Origin of the sequence: Puniceispirillum sp. (SeqCode) (genome assembly GCF_965657105.1) — a bacterium.
In the GTDB taxonomy this organism is placed as follows: Bacteria; Pseudomonadota; Alphaproteobacteria; order Puniceispirillales; family Puniceispirillaceae; genus Puniceispirillum.
Genome location: NZ_CBFHNB010000048.1, coordinates 1 through 17,935, shown reverse-complemented (window position 1 = coordinate 17,935; position 17,935 = coordinate 1). Strand labels below are relative to the sequence as shown.

At 48.2% G+C, this 17,935-nt stretch carries 15 protein-coding genes; 8 read left to right on the top strand and 7 right to left on the bottom strand.

The features are described from left to right. A partial coding sequence (locus ACTF7Q_RS07620) for a serine hydrolase domain-containing protein (RefSeq protein ID WP_438997254.1) occupies window positions 1-868 on the top strand: 868 nt, incomplete at its 5' end. On the opposite strand, the gene ACTF7Q_RS07615 is transcribed toward ACTF7Q_RS07620, so the two are convergent. The 5 genes from ACTF7Q_RS07615 to ACTF7Q_RS07595 form a co-directional block, all read right to left on the bottom strand. Then, entirely contained in the window at window positions 865-2,436 is a 1,572-nt protein-coding gene (locus tag ACTF7Q_RS07615) for an AMP-binding protein (RefSeq protein ID WP_438997253.1), read from the bottom strand. The genes ACTF7Q_RS07620 and ACTF7Q_RS07615 overlap by 4 nt on opposite strands. Beyond that, a complete protein-coding gene (gene sauS, locus ACTF7Q_RS07610; protein WP_438997252.1) occupies window positions 2,433-3,860 on the bottom strand; it encodes an acylating sulfoacetaldehyde dehydrogenase in 1,428 nt (475 codons plus the stop codon). The genes ACTF7Q_RS07615 and sauS overlap by 4 nt, the downstream gene beginning before the upstream one ends. A gap of 40 nt (window positions 3,861-3,900) precedes the next feature. Then, entirely contained in the window at window positions 3,901-5,424 is a 1,524-nt protein-coding gene (locus ACTF7Q_RS07605; protein ID WP_438997251.1) for a tripartite tricarboxylate transporter permease, read from the bottom strand. A gap of 40 nt (window positions 5,425-5,464) precedes the next feature. Beyond that, a complete protein-coding gene (locus tag ACTF7Q_RS07600) occupies window positions 5,465-6,004 on the bottom strand; it encodes a tripartite tricarboxylate transporter TctB family protein (protein ID WP_438997250.1) in 540 nt (179 codons plus the stop codon). A gap of 194 nt (window positions 6,005-6,198) precedes the next feature. Next, on the bottom strand, window positions 6,199-7,209 hold the full coding sequence (locus ACTF7Q_RS07595; protein WP_438997249.1) for a tripartite tricarboxylate transporter substrate binding protein: 1,011 nt from the start codon (window positions 7,207-7,209) through the stop codon (window positions 6,199-6,201). Window positions 7,210-7,465: 256 nt separating this feature from the next. On the opposite strand from ACTF7Q_RS07595, the gene ACTF7Q_RS07590 reads away from it, so the two are divergent. After that, window positions 7,466-8,509, top strand: coding sequence for a substrate-binding domain-containing protein (locus ACTF7Q_RS07590; protein ID WP_438997248.1), 1,044 nt, complete (start codon window positions 7,466-7,468; stop codon window positions 8,507-8,509). A 100-nt stretch (window positions 8,510-8,609) separates the two neighbouring features. Here the strand turns inward: ACTF7Q_RS07590 and ACTF7Q_RS07585 are convergent, their stop codons facing one another. After that, window positions 8,610-9,251 carry a hypothetical protein gene (locus tag ACTF7Q_RS07585; protein WP_438997247.1) on the bottom strand — a complete coding sequence of 214 codons (642 nt, stop codon included), beginning with the start codon at window positions 9,249-9,251 and terminating at the stop codon, window positions 8,610-8,612. Window positions 9,252-9,456: 205 nt separating this feature from the next. Between ACTF7Q_RS07585 and ACTF7Q_RS07580 the strand changes: the two genes are divergently transcribed. The 5 genes from ACTF7Q_RS07580 to ACTF7Q_RS07560 all read left to right on the top strand — a co-directional run bounded on the left by ACTF7Q_RS07580 (window position 9,457) and on the right by ACTF7Q_RS07560 (window position 15,559). Next, window positions 9,457-9,714 carry a DUF4212 domain-containing protein gene (locus ACTF7Q_RS07580; protein ID WP_438997246.1) on the top strand — a complete coding sequence of 86 codons (258 nt, stop codon included), beginning with the start codon at window positions 9,457-9,459 and terminating at the stop codon, window positions 9,712-9,714. Between the two features lie 11 nt (window positions 9,715-9,725). Continuing rightward, complete coding sequence (locus tag ACTF7Q_RS07575; protein ID WP_438997245.1) at window positions 9,726-11,558, top strand: sodium:solute symporter family protein; 1,833 nt, start codon at window positions 9,726-9,728, stop codon at window positions 11,556-11,558. A gap of 131 nt (window positions 11,559-11,689) precedes the next feature. Then, entirely contained in the window at window positions 11,690-12,043 is a 354-nt protein-coding gene (locus tag ACTF7Q_RS07570) for a hypothetical protein (RefSeq protein WP_438997255.1), read from the top strand. 51 nt (window positions 12,044-12,094) lie between these two features. Then, complete coding sequence (locus ACTF7Q_RS07565) at window positions 12,095-13,993, top strand: propionyl-CoA synthetase (protein ID WP_438997244.1); 1,899 nt, start codon at window positions 12,095-12,097, stop codon at window positions 13,991-13,993. Window positions 13,994-14,005: 12 nt separating this feature from the next. Continuing rightward, complete coding sequence (locus ACTF7Q_RS07560; protein ID WP_438997243.1) at window positions 14,006-15,559, top strand: trimethylamine methyltransferase family protein; 1,554 nt, start codon at window positions 14,006-14,008, stop codon at window positions 15,557-15,559. A 12-nt stretch (window positions 15,560-15,571) separates the two neighbouring features. On the opposite strand, the gene ACTF7Q_RS07555 is transcribed toward ACTF7Q_RS07560, so the two are convergent. Further along, window positions 15,572-16,951, bottom strand: coding sequence for an NAD(P)/FAD-dependent oxidoreductase (locus ACTF7Q_RS07555; protein WP_438997242.1), 1,380 nt, complete (start codon window positions 16,949-16,951; stop codon window positions 15,572-15,574). A gap of 183 nt (window positions 16,952-17,134) precedes the next feature. On the opposite strand from ACTF7Q_RS07555, the gene ACTF7Q_RS07550 reads away from it, so the two are divergent. Further along, on the top strand, window positions 17,135-17,935 hold an 801-nt coding region (locus ACTF7Q_RS07550; protein WP_438997241.1), incomplete at its 3' end, for an ABC transporter substrate-binding protein.

The window sequence follows — 17,935 nt, the reverse complement described above, 5'->3', positions numbered from 1 at the left end:
GTTTTCGGTATCAAAATCATTAACCGCTCTTGTGGTGGGGGTGCTGGTTGATCAGGGTATGCTGGATGTAACACGCACTATATCCGCCTATGTGCCGGAGGTTGTGGGAAGTGCTTATGAAGATGCAACCTTGCGACAGCTTCTGGATATGACAGTCGCGTCCGGTTTTGTCGAAAATTATGAGGATATGACCGGTGTCTTTATGGACTATCGACGGGCATCTGCGTGGAATCCGGTTGAAGAAGGCCATACAACTGAGGGATTGCGGGCATTTCTGGCCAAGATGCCAGCCGCACCCGATGGACATATACATGGTGATATTCATCATTATTGTTCGCCGCATACGGATATGCTTGGCTGGGTTATTGAACGTGTGTCAGGTGCGTCTCTATCAACATTATTTTCGCAGCTAATCATGTGTCCATGTGGAACGCGGCATGATGCCTATATCACGCTTGACAGTTTTGGGGCGCCGCGTGCCGCGGGGGGCTATTGCATGGCGGTGCATGATCTGTTGCAGATAGCCGAAATGACACGCTGTGAGGGCGCGTTAGGCGGCCAGCAGATTGTCCCCGCGAGATGGATCAACGACTTTAGAACCTATGCGGATAACCATGCCTGGCAACGTCAAAAACAGGGTGAAGGACCACGCCTGTTCCCAAAGGGAACCTATCGTGCCAAATGGTATAAGCCAGGATTTGACGAAGATGAATATTGTGCCATTGGGATTCATGGCCAATGGATTTGGGTAAATCCCCAACGTCAAACAGTGATTGTGCGCATGGCGTCGAATGGGACTGCCATTGATACAGAAACGGATCGTGATTTGCTATGCGCCTTGCAAGCTGTTGCCCGCGCGGTTGGCTAGGTCAGACGTTCGACCAGCTTTAGGCGTTGGACTTTGCCTGAGGGTCCTTTGGGTAATTCATCCAGAAAATGGATTCTATCAGGTGTTTTGAAAGCGCCAACCTGGGCTGTGCAGAATGCGCGCAAGGTTTCAGCGATTTCGGCGGTGTCGGCAGTATTGGTGGTGTCGGAAATACCGCTTTTAAGCGTGACACATGCCTCAACCCTTTGTCCGTAATTATCACAACTAACTGGAAAAGCAGCAGCTTCGAGCACCGCTTCATGCGCCATTAACGCCTCATCAATTTCACGTGGGGCAATGTTTTCGCCGCCTTTGATGATAAGTTCCTTTATGCGCCCTGTCACAAAGATATAGCCATCAGCATCAATATGGCCAAGATCGCCAGTATGGAGCCAGCCATCAGGGGTGAGCGTTTTTTCAGTTTCCTCTGGGCGATCAAGATAGCCTTGCATGACGTTATCACCCCGGATCATGATCTCGCCTTCTACGTTGGCGGGAAGGTGATTTTTGTCTGCATCCCATATCGCTACTTCATTGCCAAAGGCAATACCCGGTGATCCTATTTTACGGATGGCAGGGGGAAGTGGGTTAGACAGTATCTGCGCCGCGGTTTCCGTCAACCCCATCGTTTCGATAATGGGAATACCAAAGCGGCTTTCAAATTTTGTCTGCACAGTAGGTGAAAGCGGGGCAGAAGCCGACCTGGCAAAGCGCAGGCGTTTTTTGTTTAGAGTGGGTGTCGCATTGTCGTTCAGAAGATAGGAAAATTGCGTGGGAACGCCGCTGAACCAGCTGCAATCATGCGCGTGCATCAAGCCCCAAAATTGTGATGCAGAAAACCGGCGCGGCATAACCAGCTGGCTTTGCGAGACCAAACTGCCCATAACGGTCACGCTTAGGCCATTAATATGATAAATGGGCAAAATACATAAAGCTGTATCGGCGCGGTCAAGTTTGTGCGCATCCTTAACATTCTGGCCTGCCGCCATAAGATTGCCATGTGATAAAAGAACACCCTTGGGAACGCCTGTTGTGCCTGATGTGTACATCAATAACGCGATGCTGGCGGCGTCTGGGCGGGTGAGCATGGCCGGGTCAACAGGGGTAATGTTGGTGTCTGACCAGTGCGGATTATCATCAGTATCCATTGATATTATCGATGGAGGGTTTGCAAGATCGGCGACAACATCATTAATCAGTTCCATGCTGGCATCGGCGCATAGGATGAGTTTCGATTGTGAATGTTCAAGGACAAATTTCAGTGCATTTTTACCCGCTACCAGATTTAAGGGGGTCGCCCGAAACCCGCCAAATACAACGCCCAGAAAGGCAAAACATGCCGCCACCCCATTTGGCGCAGCGATAGCTACTGACTCGCCAGGCTTGATACCAGCGCCTTGCAGGTGACAGGCAATATCTCTGGCGCGCTCAAAACTGTCTTGCCATGTGAATCGAATATCGGTTTCAGGGCAAGTCAGCCAGATATCACGCGGCGCTTTTTCAGCATGGTGGTGAAGAATGGATTCGATTGTTGTTGGCTTGATTGTTGTTGGGGGGGGCGCATTCATGATGCGGTCTCCTGCCAGTAATCGGCCCGGTAATCGGCCCAGTAATCGGCAAAAATATCTTCAAGGCTGGGCTCGGATGGCGGGATAGGGCGGGTAATCCGTACATGATTGACAAAATGTGTCCAGTTCAGATTTTCATCAATGGAATTGCCCCCCCAGGAACCACATCCCATTGATAATGAAAAGGGAAGCCCATTGTCGAAAGACCCGCCTGCCGCAAAGCAATGCGCCTGATTGATGATCACCCGGCATACAGGCATGTCGGCAGCCAAGCTATGCGCGCGCGTATCATCGGTGCTATGCAGACCAAGCGAATGGCCTTGCCCCTGATAGGCGTGAATCTGACGCGCTTTGTCTTTGGCCTCAGCAAAATCTGTTGCCCGATATAAAGCAGCAAAAAGAGCCATTTTTTCACCCGAAATCGGATGATCTGCGCCTATGCCAGATGTAGGGGCGAGTAAGAATTTTGTGCCTTTTGGCGCGAGGTCGGTGAGATCCAGTTCGGCAAGCACTATATCGATATCCTTGGCTAGCATATTGCGGTTCAGATGCCCGTCTTGCCAATGGGTCGCGATCAATCTGTCGGTCTGCGCATCGTCAAGCAACATGCCGCCAGCTTTATCCAGCGCTGCAACCATATCGTCATAGACAGCATCAACGATGATAATGGCATTTTCGGATGAGCATGACGTGGCATTGTCAAAGCATTTGGACTGCGCAATTTTAGTTGCCGCGGCATCGAGATCAGCCGTTTCATCAATGATGGTGACAACATTGCCTGCACCAACACCAATGGCAGGTGTGCCGGACGAGTAAGCGGCACGCACATTGCTTTGAGATCCGGTGACCACCAGCATGTCTGCCCCCGCCATGAGTCTTGTGGTTTTGGCTTTCGATGGCGGTGCTGGCACCATCTGAACAAGGTTTTTATCGATGTTGCATTTATCAAATTCGGCGTGAATATAGCCAATTAATTTGGCCAATGGTACAGCGCCTTTAGGCGAGGGTGCCAAAATAATTGCATTCCCCGTTTTCAGAGCATTGACAATATTATTGACTGGCGTTGCCAGCGGGTTTGTTGATGGAACAATAGCGGCAACGACACCTTTTGGCCGCAAATATTCGCTTATGCCAGTGGTTGGATCATCATTGACGAGGCCAAAGGATATCTGGTTTTTAATATCGCGCATCAAACCTAATGTTTTACGATGATTTTTGGTGATTTTGTCAGCGACATTGCCAAGCCCTGTTTCTTTAACTGCCAGTCTGGCAAGTTCGGCATTTCGATCCGGTTGCATCAATGCCCATGCGGCGGCGACGGCGGCACGATCAAATAGCTGCTGGCTGCCTTGTGCCTCAAAGCGACGTTGGGCGTCGCGGGCTGTGCTGAGTAAGAAATCTATCTCTTTGTTAATATCGTTCATCTTGCGTCTATCTATGTAATTAAGGGGTGTCAATGAAGGGTCAATCGATCAGCATACGTGTGCCTCGCTGGGCACGAATTTCGCGGACAATGCCTGAAATGATGGTCGCCGCGCCAGCAAGCAACAAAAAGGCAGCAATAGGTCTGTCAAGGAACTGGGTTGCTTCGTAATCCAGCATCTGCATGGTTTTAGCAAAGGCTGACTCACCAAGTTTGCCAAGGATAAGACCAAGAACGATGCCTGCGGCCGAATAGCCCGTGCGGCGAAGAAGATAACCCACGATGCCTGCTAAAAACATAACCCACACATCAATCAATAAATTACGAAGTGCAAAAGCACCAATGACAGCAAGCAGTAAAATGCCCGGAGCAAGCCAACGGAATGGAACCCGCAGAATATGAACCACAGTCTTTGTCTGCAACCATCCAAGGAACAGAATAGCCACATTAGCCCAGAACATGGCGGCAAAGGTAATCCATACCAACTCGCTTGAATTGATAAAGATCAAGGGGCCAGGTTCCATGCCGTGAATCTGGAAAATACCAAGCATCATGGCGGTCAAGGCACCACCAGGCAAACCAAGTGCCAGAAGCGGAATCATTGCCGCGCCGGTAGCCGCATTATTGGCTGTTTCCGAAGCCACCACGCCATCAAGCTCGCCAGTACCATATTTTTCAGGCGTTTTTGACCAGCGCACGGCCTGCGAATAGCCAAGAAAGGCCGCTAGCGTCGCGCCAATGCCTGGTAGAACCCCGGCAAAAAAGCCAAGTACCATAGACCGTAGGGCCGTAAAGCGTACTGACCAAAATTCGGCAAAAGAGGGAAGTTTGATATTAGCTTGCGGACGTTCACGGGTGCCATCAGCAATATTTTGTGCCTGCGTGAACACCTCTGAAACAGCAAAGAAACCAAGAATTACCGGAATAAAATGAATGCCTGCCGACAGATAATAGGAAGATGTGCTGGCACCAAATAAAGACCATTCATTAAAACGTGGAATGCCGCCAACAGGATCAGTGCCGATTGTCGCAATAGCTAACCCAAGAAAAATAGACATCCAGCCTTTCCATAGGGTTTTGGCACCAACTGATGCAGAGACAGCCAGACCAAAGAAAATAAGTGCAAAAATTTCAGGTGGACCAAAAGCTGTAACCGCCCATTTTGCAATCAATGGTGTGGCCGCCATCATTGTTACTGCAGATGCCACCCCTCCAAGAGCAGAAAAAACAACCGCCGCGCCAATAGCTTTGCCAGCTTGCCCTTTCTGTGTCATGGCATAGCCATCAAAACAGGTTGGTGCATTTTCTGGTGCGCCCGGAATATTAAATAAAATGGCTGTAATGGCACCACCAAACACACCAGCACAGTAAATCACGGCAAACAGCATAACGGCATGTTGTGGTTGCATAGAGATCGTGAATGGCAACATGACAGCGCCAAGGGTGAGCATGTTGACCCCAGGGATGGCACCAAATAACATGCCGCCGATCAATGCCGAGGTAAAAATGAATATTGTGTGCCAGTCACCAAATAGGGCTGCTGTTCCTAAAAGAAAGTCACTCATGACAGAGTCTCCTGAACGGGCTTGTATGTTTTTGTCATGTTCAGACCCCAATCCGAATTATGGTGATAATCCAATTACTGAAATCATAGAACATTGGCCATGCCCCTACAGGCATAGCGACATAAAACAGCCTTACAAAAACAAATAGAATGAAGAAATAGACACCCAAGCTTACGCACATGAGATATGTCCATTTCCGCACTTCCAAAATCCACAAATATGCCAGAATGAAAATCGGGGTAATAAAGAAGAATCCCATCCGGTGCATGAACCATAAATAAATAAAAGGCAGAACAAAAATGCCAAATTGTTGCCATCTGTTGGTAGGAATATTGCTAGGTTCTGTTTGTTGAATAGCGTCGGTATTTTGATCAGCCTTCGTTGTCATCAGATTAAGGATAAATTGCGCTGTTGCCCCAAAAGCGAGGCTGACCAAGATAACTTTTGGCCATCCATCTGCGCCAAATTTAAATTCGGCTATGGGTTCTGAAAAGCTGCTTGTCTGTACCCATAATAAGCCGGTTAAAGACACCCATATTGCCCATTCAATAAATTGATTATGTCTTATTTTATTTGTCATCTAATGATGCCTATCACATGAAGTTTCCAACCAGTTCAGATCAAAATCATATAGGTTTAGAAACGCTTTGACTTTTTGACCTTTTGACTTTTTGACTAAGGTGATGAGATGAGAAGAAAGACGAGGAAGCCATCTAAAATGCTGGGGAGCATCATAGCTATGCCACCCCGTCTTCAATCATAAACGAAAAGCGATTACCCACCTATGCCGAGCTGCTTATACATTTCACGATATGTTGTCACCGCACCGTCGATAAGTTCGATCGAGCCAGCCGTGTCACGGTAGCTGTCAATCAGGTGCATATATTTCTTTTTGTTAAATGCCGCATAGCTTTCTTCGCTAAAGCCGGCTTTACAAGCGGCCTGTAAAAAAGCTAGGCGATCGGCTGGCACACCCTTTTTAACGTAAAAGCCACGAAAGCGCGTTAAGGGATCAAAATCAGCACCTGCCTCGCGATGCGTTGTGACATCTGCAAACACAGACGGACGTTCGTTTAAGAAGGTCAAAACAGGCTTCATGGTGCCAGCATCAAGGAATGAGCGCACATCACCTGGCTGTTCAAATAACAAATCAACCTGACCGCCAATCAAGGCGCCGTAACGTTCGGCTGGCTTATCAAAGGCGATTTGTTTGACCTTAATGCCAAGGGCTTCTTGTAATTGGTGCATGACCACAAGTTCCATCGAGCCTACCTTGCCAAGATTAGCCATGCTGACCTTGCCCGGGTTTGCCTTGATATGCTTGAGAACCGAGTCCCAGTCACTAAAGCGGTCATCATCCGAACGGACATAAATCTGGCTGAATGTGATCTGGGTCATACATAAAGGCACCCAATCACTGGCAGGATTTTCGCGAATATCCCCCTTTGCATAGGCTGATACAGCATTGTCGATATGTTCCATGACTGTGTAACCATCTGCCGGTGCCAGCATAAAGTCAGGAATGGCAGCGGTGCCACCACCACCAGGCTTGTTTACAACCTGAAATTTGATGTCTGCGACTTTGTCCATTGCGCCAGCCATTGCACGTGCCAACTGATCCGATCCGCCACCCGCACCATAAGGCACAATCATTGTGAGAGGCCGGGTTGGAAAGTTTGCTGGCTTTTTGATGTCGGCGGCCTGAACCGCTGTGCCGGTAATGGCCGTTAAGGAAAGTGCTGTCAGCGACATGGCCATCGCTAAAGATGTAATTCTTGATTTCATTGTATCCTCCATGTGTGCTCAATGATGCACCATTATTTGGCATGCACCATTATTTGGATGTTCTTTGCCTAAGATATTTTCACCTTTTGTTTGACGATGACGCATGAAAATTAATTATGCAAACGTTTTCATACTTGCTATTTTTTTCATATAAATTATGTTTTTGTGAGTTTCTTTTAGATAATAAATTACTGACAAAAAACAATAAACTCTGTATCAATCTTTTAGTTTTTATTAAAAATGTTTGCAAAATATGATGAAAATAGATAAAAAAAAGCATAAGGTTGTTAGCATTACAGATGTCGCAAATGCGGCAAAAACGTCAATTTCGACGGTTTCAAGATATTTTAATAACCCAACGATGGTTGCGCCAGCTGCGGCGCATCGAATCGCACGTGCGGCTGAAGAACTGTCTTATGTTCGCAACAGGGCGGCCGCATCAACCCGTAACAAACGGTCTGGAACTGTAGGTATCGTTATACCAACGCTCGAAAGCTCTATTTTTGCAGAAATGACCGAAAGTTTTTCCAGTCGGCTTTTAAATTATGACATGACAATGCTTTTGACACCTAATCTGTATGATCGGGACATTGAAGCCAGAATTGTGCGCAGCTTTACCGAGCATCGTGTCGATAGCGTCGTTTTGGTTGGGGGCGATCACAATGATGAGGTTATGGATTTTCTTGATGTACGGCAGCTACCAGTACTTTTGGTTTGGAACCACCTTGCTGGTCATCGCTTTAATTCGATTGGGGTTAATAATGAACGCATTGGGCGTATGGCGGCCCAACATCTTGTCGATCTTGGGCATCGTGATATAGCTGTGATTTCCGGGCTTACCGAAGTGAATGACAGGGCAGCAGGGCGTCGTGAAGGGGCATTGGAAGTGCTTGCGTCTTATGATTTAAAGCCACCGCCAGAATGGGTTTTGCAAACACCATATGATCTGGATTTTGCTAAATCTCTGGTGTCTAATCTCTTGCTGAATGGAAGCCCCCGGCCAACCGCCATTATTGGTGGTAATGACATTATCGCTATGGCGGCGATATGGGCGGCGCAATCGCATGGACTTTCTGTGCCGCAGGATATTTCAGTTATCGGCATCGGAGATTTCAAAGGGTCTGCTGAAATGGTGCCTGCCTTAACGACAATTCGTATTCCTGCGCGCAGAATTGGCCGTATGGCAGCTGATCGGATAGCTGAACTGATCATGGGGCAGACAAGCGGTGCTGTCGCAAAGGTCGAAAATCTGGAAATTGCGCCTGAATTCAAATTCAGACAATCAACAGCCTCACGCTAGCTGGTCTGGCCTAGCTGGTTTGGCGTGTTTGTTTTATCCATAACGTTGCGCGCTCGCCAGCTATGTATCGGGGGCGCGCTTTGTATCAGCGACAAATGACTTAACGCGCGTGATCATGGTGTTTTTGCCAGTCCTCAATAATCAGTCTTGGCTTGATAAGTTCTTTTAAATCCCTTCGCACCCCAATCCACCGCAAGTGAATGGAGTTGCGCACAATTTCTTCATCATTCACTTTTAATTCATCGGCGATTGGTGCCCATTTAAAAACAGCATCCGAACTGGATTGAAAGGCAGCAGATCCACTCTCGATCGCTTGCCAGTCGGCAAAGGCGATGCGCTGTTTGCCCTTTTCACAAATCTGCATGAATCTCTTGGAATCGATGTCTTCTTGAGGGTTGGCCGTAAAAACATCCTCGATCATTTCGGTGCAAAAAATATGTAGCTGATCGCGTGTCAGAACCGCGTCGCGGTTGATTTGCGCCCCTGCAAAAAGCGTCAAGTCACCTATGGCAGCGCCATAAATATGCCAGCGCGCAATACGCAAAGAGGTCAAAAAATCCGGGTTGGCAAATAATTTTGGATGCTGCATGCCCGCCCGTGCTTTTACATAGGTGTATAACGTGGTCTGTGAAACGAATGCTGATCTTGATTCAATAAAATCAATAAGTTGCTTGTGTGTGGTGATAGGATCAAGCTTTCTAAACCCTAGCGTTTGCAACAGCGGTTTCAATTTTTGGAACATATTCGCAATCATGTTTTTTTTAAAAATTGTTTGTCATTTTCAACTTCTTGACTAACATCAAGTTCCAATGTTGTCGTGGATAAAATAAAACAAATAATATCCGCGGTTTGTACATAGATATGTTGTGTCAGGGCGCATATGGCCCAAGGTTCAGCATATAGTGGTTTTATGGAGAGTTAAACCGCTTAAACGGAGGGACTACATCATGACTAAGCAAGACTCAGGGGCACTTAGCCACTGGGACCGGACCAAGAGTTTGCTTTTTACAACTCTTGCGATTTGGTTCGTTTTTTCATTTGTGGTGCATTGGTTTGGCGAACAGCTGAACGGCGTCGCAGGTTCATTCCCAGGAGGCTATTTCATGGCTGGCCAGGGCTCACAGATAGCGTTTGTTATTCTCATCTTTTGGTTTGTGTCAAAGCAAAACAAATTGGATGAAGAATATGACGTTGCTGAAGATTAGGGGAGGGTGACATGAAACTTGAGGGTGGATTTATTAACAATCTTTCCAAAGTTTATGGAATCTATACTCTTGGATTTCTCGGCTTTGTAATTCTAATGGCAATTCTCGAACAGGTTGGTGTGAGCGCAGATACAATCGGCTGGCTGTTCGTTGGTTTCACAATTTGTATCTATGCTTTGATCGGCATTTTATCCAGAACAATGGAATCCAGCGAATATTATGTCGCTGGTCGTGAAGTGCCTGCTGTCTTTAACGGCATGGCGACGGCGGCTGACTGGATGTCAGGTGCATCATTCATTGCGATGGCTGGTGGTATATACCTCAAAGGCTATCCATATATGGCATTCCTGGTTGGTTGGACTGGCGGTTATGTGCTTGTAGCGAGTTTGCTGGCGCCATATCTGCGCAAGTTTGGTTGCTATACGGTGCCTGATTTTATCGGTACGCGTTATGGCGGCAATCTTGCCCGTCTGTGTGCGGTGATCATTCTGGTGGTAGCATCATTCACATATGTGACAGCACAGATTACAGGAACGGGTATTGTGGCGTCACGCGCGCTGGCTATTCCGTTTAACGTTGCTGTCTGGATCGGCCTTGCAGGCATTTTGCTTTGTTCAATGCTGGGGGGTATGAAAGCGGTTACTTGGACACAGGTTGCCCAATATATCGTGCTGATTATCGCCTATATTCTTCCTGTGGTTTGGATGTCCAACAAGTTCGATTATGGACTGATCCCGCAATTCGCACAATTTGATGCGGTCTTGCGTGTGCAGGAACTTGAGGCCTTGCATGGTGTTGGCACTGTTATGCCGACTGCCGAGGCACAAGCCGCGGCGGGTAGTCTTGCCGCGTTGAAAGTTGGTATTAATGATGCCAGCACAACATTGATGGCGAAATGGAAGTTCTTGACGTTGGTTATTTGTATGATGGCTGGTACAGCGTCATTGCCACATGTTCTTATGCGTTACTTTACGACGTCGTCAGTAAAAGCCGCGCGTCAGTCCGTGGGTTGGTCACTTCTGTTCATCTTCATGCTTTACTTTACAGCCCCGGCTTTGGCGACATTCACCAAGCTTTCACTGCTTGATCCGAATCTGGCTACAGGCATTATCGGCAAGTCGATTGCCGATGTGAACGCGCTGGAATGGGTTCAGAAGTGGAGCAATGTTGGCTTCCTGAAAATCTTTGATGGCAATGGCGATGGCATTTTGCAGATCAATGAATTTTTCATGAAGGGTGATATTGTGGTTCTGGCAACGCCAGAAATTGCAGGTCTGCCTTATGTCATCTCCGGCCTTGTGGCTGCTGGTGGTCTGGCGGCTGCGATGTCAACAGCTGACGGTTTGCTTCTGGCGATCGCGAATGCTTTGTCACATGACCTTTACTACAAGATGATTGATCCAAAGGCTGATACCAAAAAGCGTCTGATCGTTGCACGTATTCTGTTGCTGGCGGTTGGTGCTACGGGTGCCTATGTGGCGTCACAGGGTCTGACGACTATTCTGGGTGCGGTTGCATGGGCGTTCTGCTTTGCAAACTCAGGCTTGTTCTTTCCGCTAGTCCTTGGTGTCTGGTGGAAACGGGCAAACCGTGCAGGTGCCGTTGCAGGTATGGTCGGTGGCTTTGGTGCTGGTGCATGGTATCTGTATATGGTGCAGTTCGGTGGTATGACGCCATGGCTTGGCCTAGACGGTCTGCGATTTGGTATGATCGGTATGCCGGTCAGCCTGATCCTGATGGTTGTGGTCAGCTTGGCTACCGAGGAGCCGGATGAGGAAACCCAGAAGATGGTTGACGAAATCCGTATTCCGAAAGGTAAAGCTGTGCTGGACGCATCGCATTAATCGGTTATTTGACTGATTATGTCTAACGAATGAAAGGGGCGGGGGCTTTTCCCCGCCCTATTTTTTGCTACTGTAAACGGACGTGTTACGAGGCATAAAGAATTTAAAGAAGCAAGTAGGGAATGCTGATTATGGAAAGTGGCTTTTCAACAATCGTCCTGATAATGGACTATCTGATGGGCGCGGCTATGTGGACTTTGATTGGCCGCTTTGGCATGTCGCTTTTTGTCGCCGAAAATTCAGATTTCTTTTTCATGAAAGCCTTCATTAAAATTACCAACCCGATGCTGATCGCCATGCGCCGATTAACCCCACCATTTCTGATTGACCGAATGAAACCGCTCTATGTGGCCTGGTTTCTCTATATGATCAGATTTTATATTATGCCGGCTGTGTTGGGCTATGATGTGATGGGGATGTTATCGTTTCCCCTTGAGTCTGATGTGGCGTTAATAATTTATGATTTTGGACAAATTTTCAGATAAAACTAAATGATGCCTATGTGGTAATAACCAGTTGGTTTGGGAGACTGATCAATGAGTGCATATACATCTCTTTTTGCAAAGGCTGCCAGTGACAGTCAGGGGTTCTGGCTTGAGGCTGCGAATGGCATTGATTGGGTGTTGCCACCATCATATGCGCTTGATGAAACGCGCAAGCCGTTTTACAGTTGGTTTCCCGATGGGGTTATGAATACATGCTTTAATGCTGTTGACCGGCATGTGATGGCTGGTCGTGGCGCGCAAAATGCGTTGATATATGACTCGCCTATCACCGGAACGGGACGCAAACTTACTTTTGCCGAGCTTCAGCAAAAAACAGCTCAATTCGCCGGAATGCTGCAATCTTTTGGTGTGGAAACTGGTGACCGTGTCATTATCTATATGCCGATGATCCCTGAAGCGGTGATTGCCATGCTTGGATGCGCGCGTATGGGGGCTGTGCATTCGGTGGTATTTGGTGGTTTCGCCGCGGCTGAACTTGCCAAACGTATTGATGATGCAACACCAAAAGTCATTATCAGCGCCTCTTGTGGGCATGAGCCGAACCGCATTGTCGAATATAAACCCCTGCTGGATGCGGCGATTGACATGTCTGAACACAAGCCGTCGCATTGTGTGATTGTCCAGCGTGATGCCTTGAAGGCCGAGCTTGTTTCGGGGCGTGATTTTGAATGGCATGACGCACATGATGGGGTGGCCGAATTACCGCCTGTGCCATTGGCAGCATCGGCGCCACTTTATATTCTTTATACCTCAGGCACTACAGGCCAGCCAAAAGGTATTGTCCGTGATAATGGTGGCCATGCTGTAGCACTAAACTGGTCGATGTCAGCCATTTATGACATGAGCCCCGGCGAGGTTTACTGGGCGGCGTCGGATATTGGCTGGGTCGTCGGGCATTCCTACATTGTCTATGCCCCTTTGCTGTTCGGATGCACCAGTGTTCTGTTTGAAGGCAAGCCCATTGGAACGCCTGATGCAGGTGTGTTTTGGCGGGTGATTGCCGAGCATAAGGTCAAAGTGCTGTTTACAGCACCGACTGCTTTCAGGGCGATCAAGCGGGCTGATCCAGATGGTGCACTTATGAAAGAACATGATCTTTCATCGCTGGAATATCTGTTTCTTGCTGGCGAACGTGCCGATCCAGATACGGTCACTTGGGCTGAAAAAAAATTGAATGTGCCGGTTATCGATCATTGGTGGCAAACCGAGACGGGGTGGTCGATCTGCGCCAATCCCATGGGCATCGAAAAACTGCCTATTAAACTGGGATCACCTTCGGTGCCGATGCCAGGTTATGAGATTGATATTCTTGATTCAGAAGGGGCGATTGTGCCGCCAGGTGAGTTGGGAGCTATCGCGATCAAATGGCCTTTGCCGCCATCTGGTATGTCAACAATCTGGGGTGCTGATGACGCGTTTGTGGAAAAATACTTCACCACGTTTCCGGGATATTATGAGTCGGGTGATGCTGGTTTTAAGGATCAGGACGGTTATGTCTATATTATGTCGCGAACCGACGATGTGATTAACGTTGCAGGGCACCGGCTTTCGACAGGGCAATTAGAAGAGGTTTTGGCTGATCATCCCGATATTGCCGAATGTGCTGTTATTGGTGTTGCTGATGAATTAAAAGGTCAGTTACCGCTAGGCATGATCTGTCTTTATCCAAATTGCCAGCGTCCGGCTGAGGATATTATTGCCGAGGCGATTGCGCTTGTAAAAGAGCGTATCGGACGGGTGTCGGCCTTTAATCTGGTTATTGTTGTCGAACGTTTGCCCAAAACGCGTTCAGGAAAAGTATTGCGCAGTACGATGGCAAAGATTGCTGATGGACAGCCTTGGTCAACACCTGCAACAATTGATGATCCAGCTATTCTGGATGAAATAGCAGCGCAATTAAAGACGATTGGATATGCTGAAAACTCATAAATAGGGGACTACATGGACGCATCATCAGATACGCCTAATCGGGCTGGTGGACGATCATCACGCAGAGAAAAGCGTAAACTTCATGTGCCGTCCATGCTGCCGACGCTCGAAAGCCGATTGCCGCTGACAGAACCTATGGATGAGGACCAGATTGCCCGCATTGATGATGCGTCAATGTCCATTCTGGAAGAAGTTGGTGTTGTGTTTCGTGACCCTGTTGCGCTTGATGACTGGCGCAGTGCCGGTGCCCGCGTTGAGGGCGATCTGGTTAAATTCGACCGCGCACATATCCGCAGTCTGATAAGCTCGATACCCGAAACAATAACGCTTCATGCGCGTAACCCTGAAAACACGATCGGTCTAGGTGGCCGTAAATCAATGTTTATCCCGATGACGGGGGCGCCTTATTTGCGTGATCTTGATGATGAACGACGTTTGCCGACGCTCGATGATCTGGGGATGTTCCATAAATTAGCGCATATGTCGCCAGCCTTGCATTCATCAGCGCACCATATTGTTGAACCAATGGATCATCCGGTGCCGCACCGGCATTTGCAAATTACCTATTCTTCGATGAAATATTCGGACAAGACCTTCATGGGTATGACGACGTCGGGTAAAAATGGCGAAGATGTCATGGATATGTGCGATATATTGTTTGGCGCTGGATATCTTGAAGATCATGCAGTTGTTGTCGGTAATATCAATGGCAATTCGCCATTGGTGTGGGATGAAACGATGCTGGGCGCGATGCGTGCCTTTGTCCGGCGTAATCAACCGGTTCTGTGCTCGCCCTTTGTACTTGGTGGTGCCAATACGCCAGCTTCGACCGTGCCTGCGGTCGCGCAGTTGAATGCCGAAGCGCTTTCGGCACTTGCCTATACGCAGGTTGTACGAAAAGGGGCACCAGCGATCTATGGGCATTATCTATCAACTGTATCCATGCGATCAGGAGCACCGATGGCAGGAACGCCTGAAATTTCGCTGATGAATTTCATGATTGGTCAGATGGCCCGGTTTTATGGGGTGCCATGGCGCACTTCGAATACACTTGGTGGTGCCAAAACACTTGATGCGCAAGCAGGCTATGAAAGCGCAACAACCTTGATGGCTGTCTTGATGGCAGGCGCGAATTATATATGGCATTCGGCTGGTTGGAACGAGGCTGGCATGCATTGTTCGGTGGCCAAATTCATGGTTGATGCCGAACAATGTGCAATGGGCTATCGTATGGCTGAAGGGCTACGGTGGGACGATTTTGACGAAGCATTATCTGCCATTCGAGATATAGGACCAGGAGGTCATTATTTGGGTCATGCCCATACGCTTGAGAATTTTGAGCGTGCCTTTTTCATGCCGACACTGTTTGACAATAACTCATTTGAGCAATGGCAAGCAGAAGGTGCAAAGGATGTAACCGAGCGCGCGCTGACGTTGGCACGTCAGATGTTGAATGAATATGAAGAACCAAAGCTGGATGTGGCCATCAATGATGCCTTGCTTGACTATATTGCCCGCCGTGAACGCGAAATTCCCGAAGATAAGGGGTTAAATGAAACCTATTAGGCTTTTATGCTGTCAGACTTCTTTGCCAGCGCGCCATTCGCGGTATTTGATCGTCAGGGTGGCACCAATTGTTGCAAAGGGCTCCATAGGTAGTTTTTTGGGTTGTGGGTAGGATAGCATACGTTCTAGGATTTGATGGTTGTCTTGCAGATTGCCAGTAACAAGATCAGCTGCCACGATGCCTGATAATGTGCCGCGGGCGGTGCCAAGCCCATTTTGACAGCAGGCGGCGGTGATGCCGTCTTCAATCGGACCAAAGGCAGGCACATCATTCAGACTGAGGCATAATTTACCCCCCCAGCTATATTCCATATCTATATTGCCCATGCGTGCAAAGCGGTCAGCGAAGCTTCGTTCATGGTGCGTGCGCTTGGCAGTGGCAACATGGTCTGACACTTCCATAGAGCTTACAAAACTGGCCTGATTTCGCACAATGATCCGGTCACCGGAGCGTCCTGATATGCGGCGTATCGTACTGCCGACAGGGTCTGACGGGGTAATGCCCCAGCGGGGTGTGCCGCCAAGCTTGCGAACCTCTTCTGTGTTCAAGGCACGGGTCATTGAAGCGTAAAGGAAAATATGCATCAGCCGTCTTTTGAAAAAGCCAAAGCTTTGCGCATGGCCATTGACCGCCATGATGATTTGGGGCGCCGTGATTGAGCCAGCGGGGGTCTTGACTTGCCAGTCAGGCCCTGTGCGGTTCAGTGATATGACAGGGCTGTTTTCAAAAATATCAACTTTGTTTTGAAGGCCATCACGAAGCCCACGCACATAGGCGGTCGGGTGAAGCATCGTCGTGCCAGGTGTGAAAAGCCCCTGATGGTAATAATTGCTGCCTGATAGTTCTTGCATCTGCTGCGCATCAAAAATTTCATAGGTTTCGCCCAGATTTTGCAGATGATCGGCATAGGTCAGATTATGCGCAACGCCTTTGGCGGTGGCGGCACCGTTGACCTTGCCAGTTTGTACAATGGTTTCGGCATCCAATCCATATTCATCGGCGGCATCAAGCGCGAAATCTATGGCACGGCGGTTCATCGCTATTTGAAGCTGGTCTTCATTATTGTCGCCAGCATAGTCTTTGGATGACAGCACATGTGGCAGATCAATCATGAAGCCAGAATTGCGTCCGGCAGGGCCCTCACCAATACGTCCAGCTTCAAGCACGGCAATTTTTGTGCTGTTTGTGTCTTTTATACCTTTTGTGTTGGGGATTAGCTGTGACAAACGCCGCGCCGCTGACAGGCCAGCAAAACCACCCCCAATCACCAGCCAGTCGGCAGTCATATTCTTATTCAAAGGCTGTGCGGGTTTGTCATCTGGTAGTATCGCGTTCCAGCCTGATATGCCCGGATTATGGGGTAGGTTCTTGATGGTTATCTTGCTGATCATGAATGGCAAAACCTAGATAGCTGATTATGAGGACTTACAATCATGTATTTATATTGATTGGTAAATAATTTTCATTTCATAAGATCGTTTTTTGAGTGTTTATGATAGTTTAGGACTTGTATTAAGTGCATTTTAAGCCATTATCACTAACAAAGTATTTATTCAGTTTTTGGGAGACTAGAAATGAAACAAAACGGAGTTCTACTAGGGGTTCTAGGCCTAGTTGTAGGTGGTGCTGTCGGCTACCTTATGGGTAGTGGACAGAAGGAAATTGTTGAAGTCGAAAAAATTGTTGAGGTTCAGGTTCCTGCTCCAACAACAGTAAGAATTGGAACGCTTCTTGGTTATACAGGCCCAATCGAATCACTAACGCCAGATATGGCGTCTGCTGCTGAGCTTGCGATGAAGGAAGTTACCGATTCAGGTGCATTTATGGGCGGTTCTTCTGTGACCTCAGTTCGGGGTGACTCGACTTGTATCGATTCGGCGGCTGCCACTGCGACGGCTGAACGTTTGATCACGTCAGATGGCGTTAAAGCCATTATGGGTGCTGACTGTTCGGGTGTAACAACAGCAATTCTGCAGAATGTTGCTATGGCCAAAGGTATCGTGATGGTTTCACCATCAGCCACATCACCAGCATTATCGACGCTGGAAGATAATGGTCTGTTTTTCCGGACCGCACCATCAGATGCGCGTCAAGGTCAAGTTGTTGCAGAAATCCTGAATGAAAAGGGTATCAAGTCTGCTGCCATGACCTATACCAATAATGATTATGGTAAGGGCCTCGCAGACAGTATCCAGATGAATTTTGAAAAACTGGGTGGCAAAATCACCATTTCAGCTTCGCATGAAGATGGCAAAGCCGATTATGGCGCAGAAGTTGCCGCACTAGCCCAGGCTGGTGGTGAAGTATTGGTCGTTGCTGGTTACCTTGACCAAGGCGGTAAAGGTGTCATTCAGGCGTCATTGGATACAGGTTCA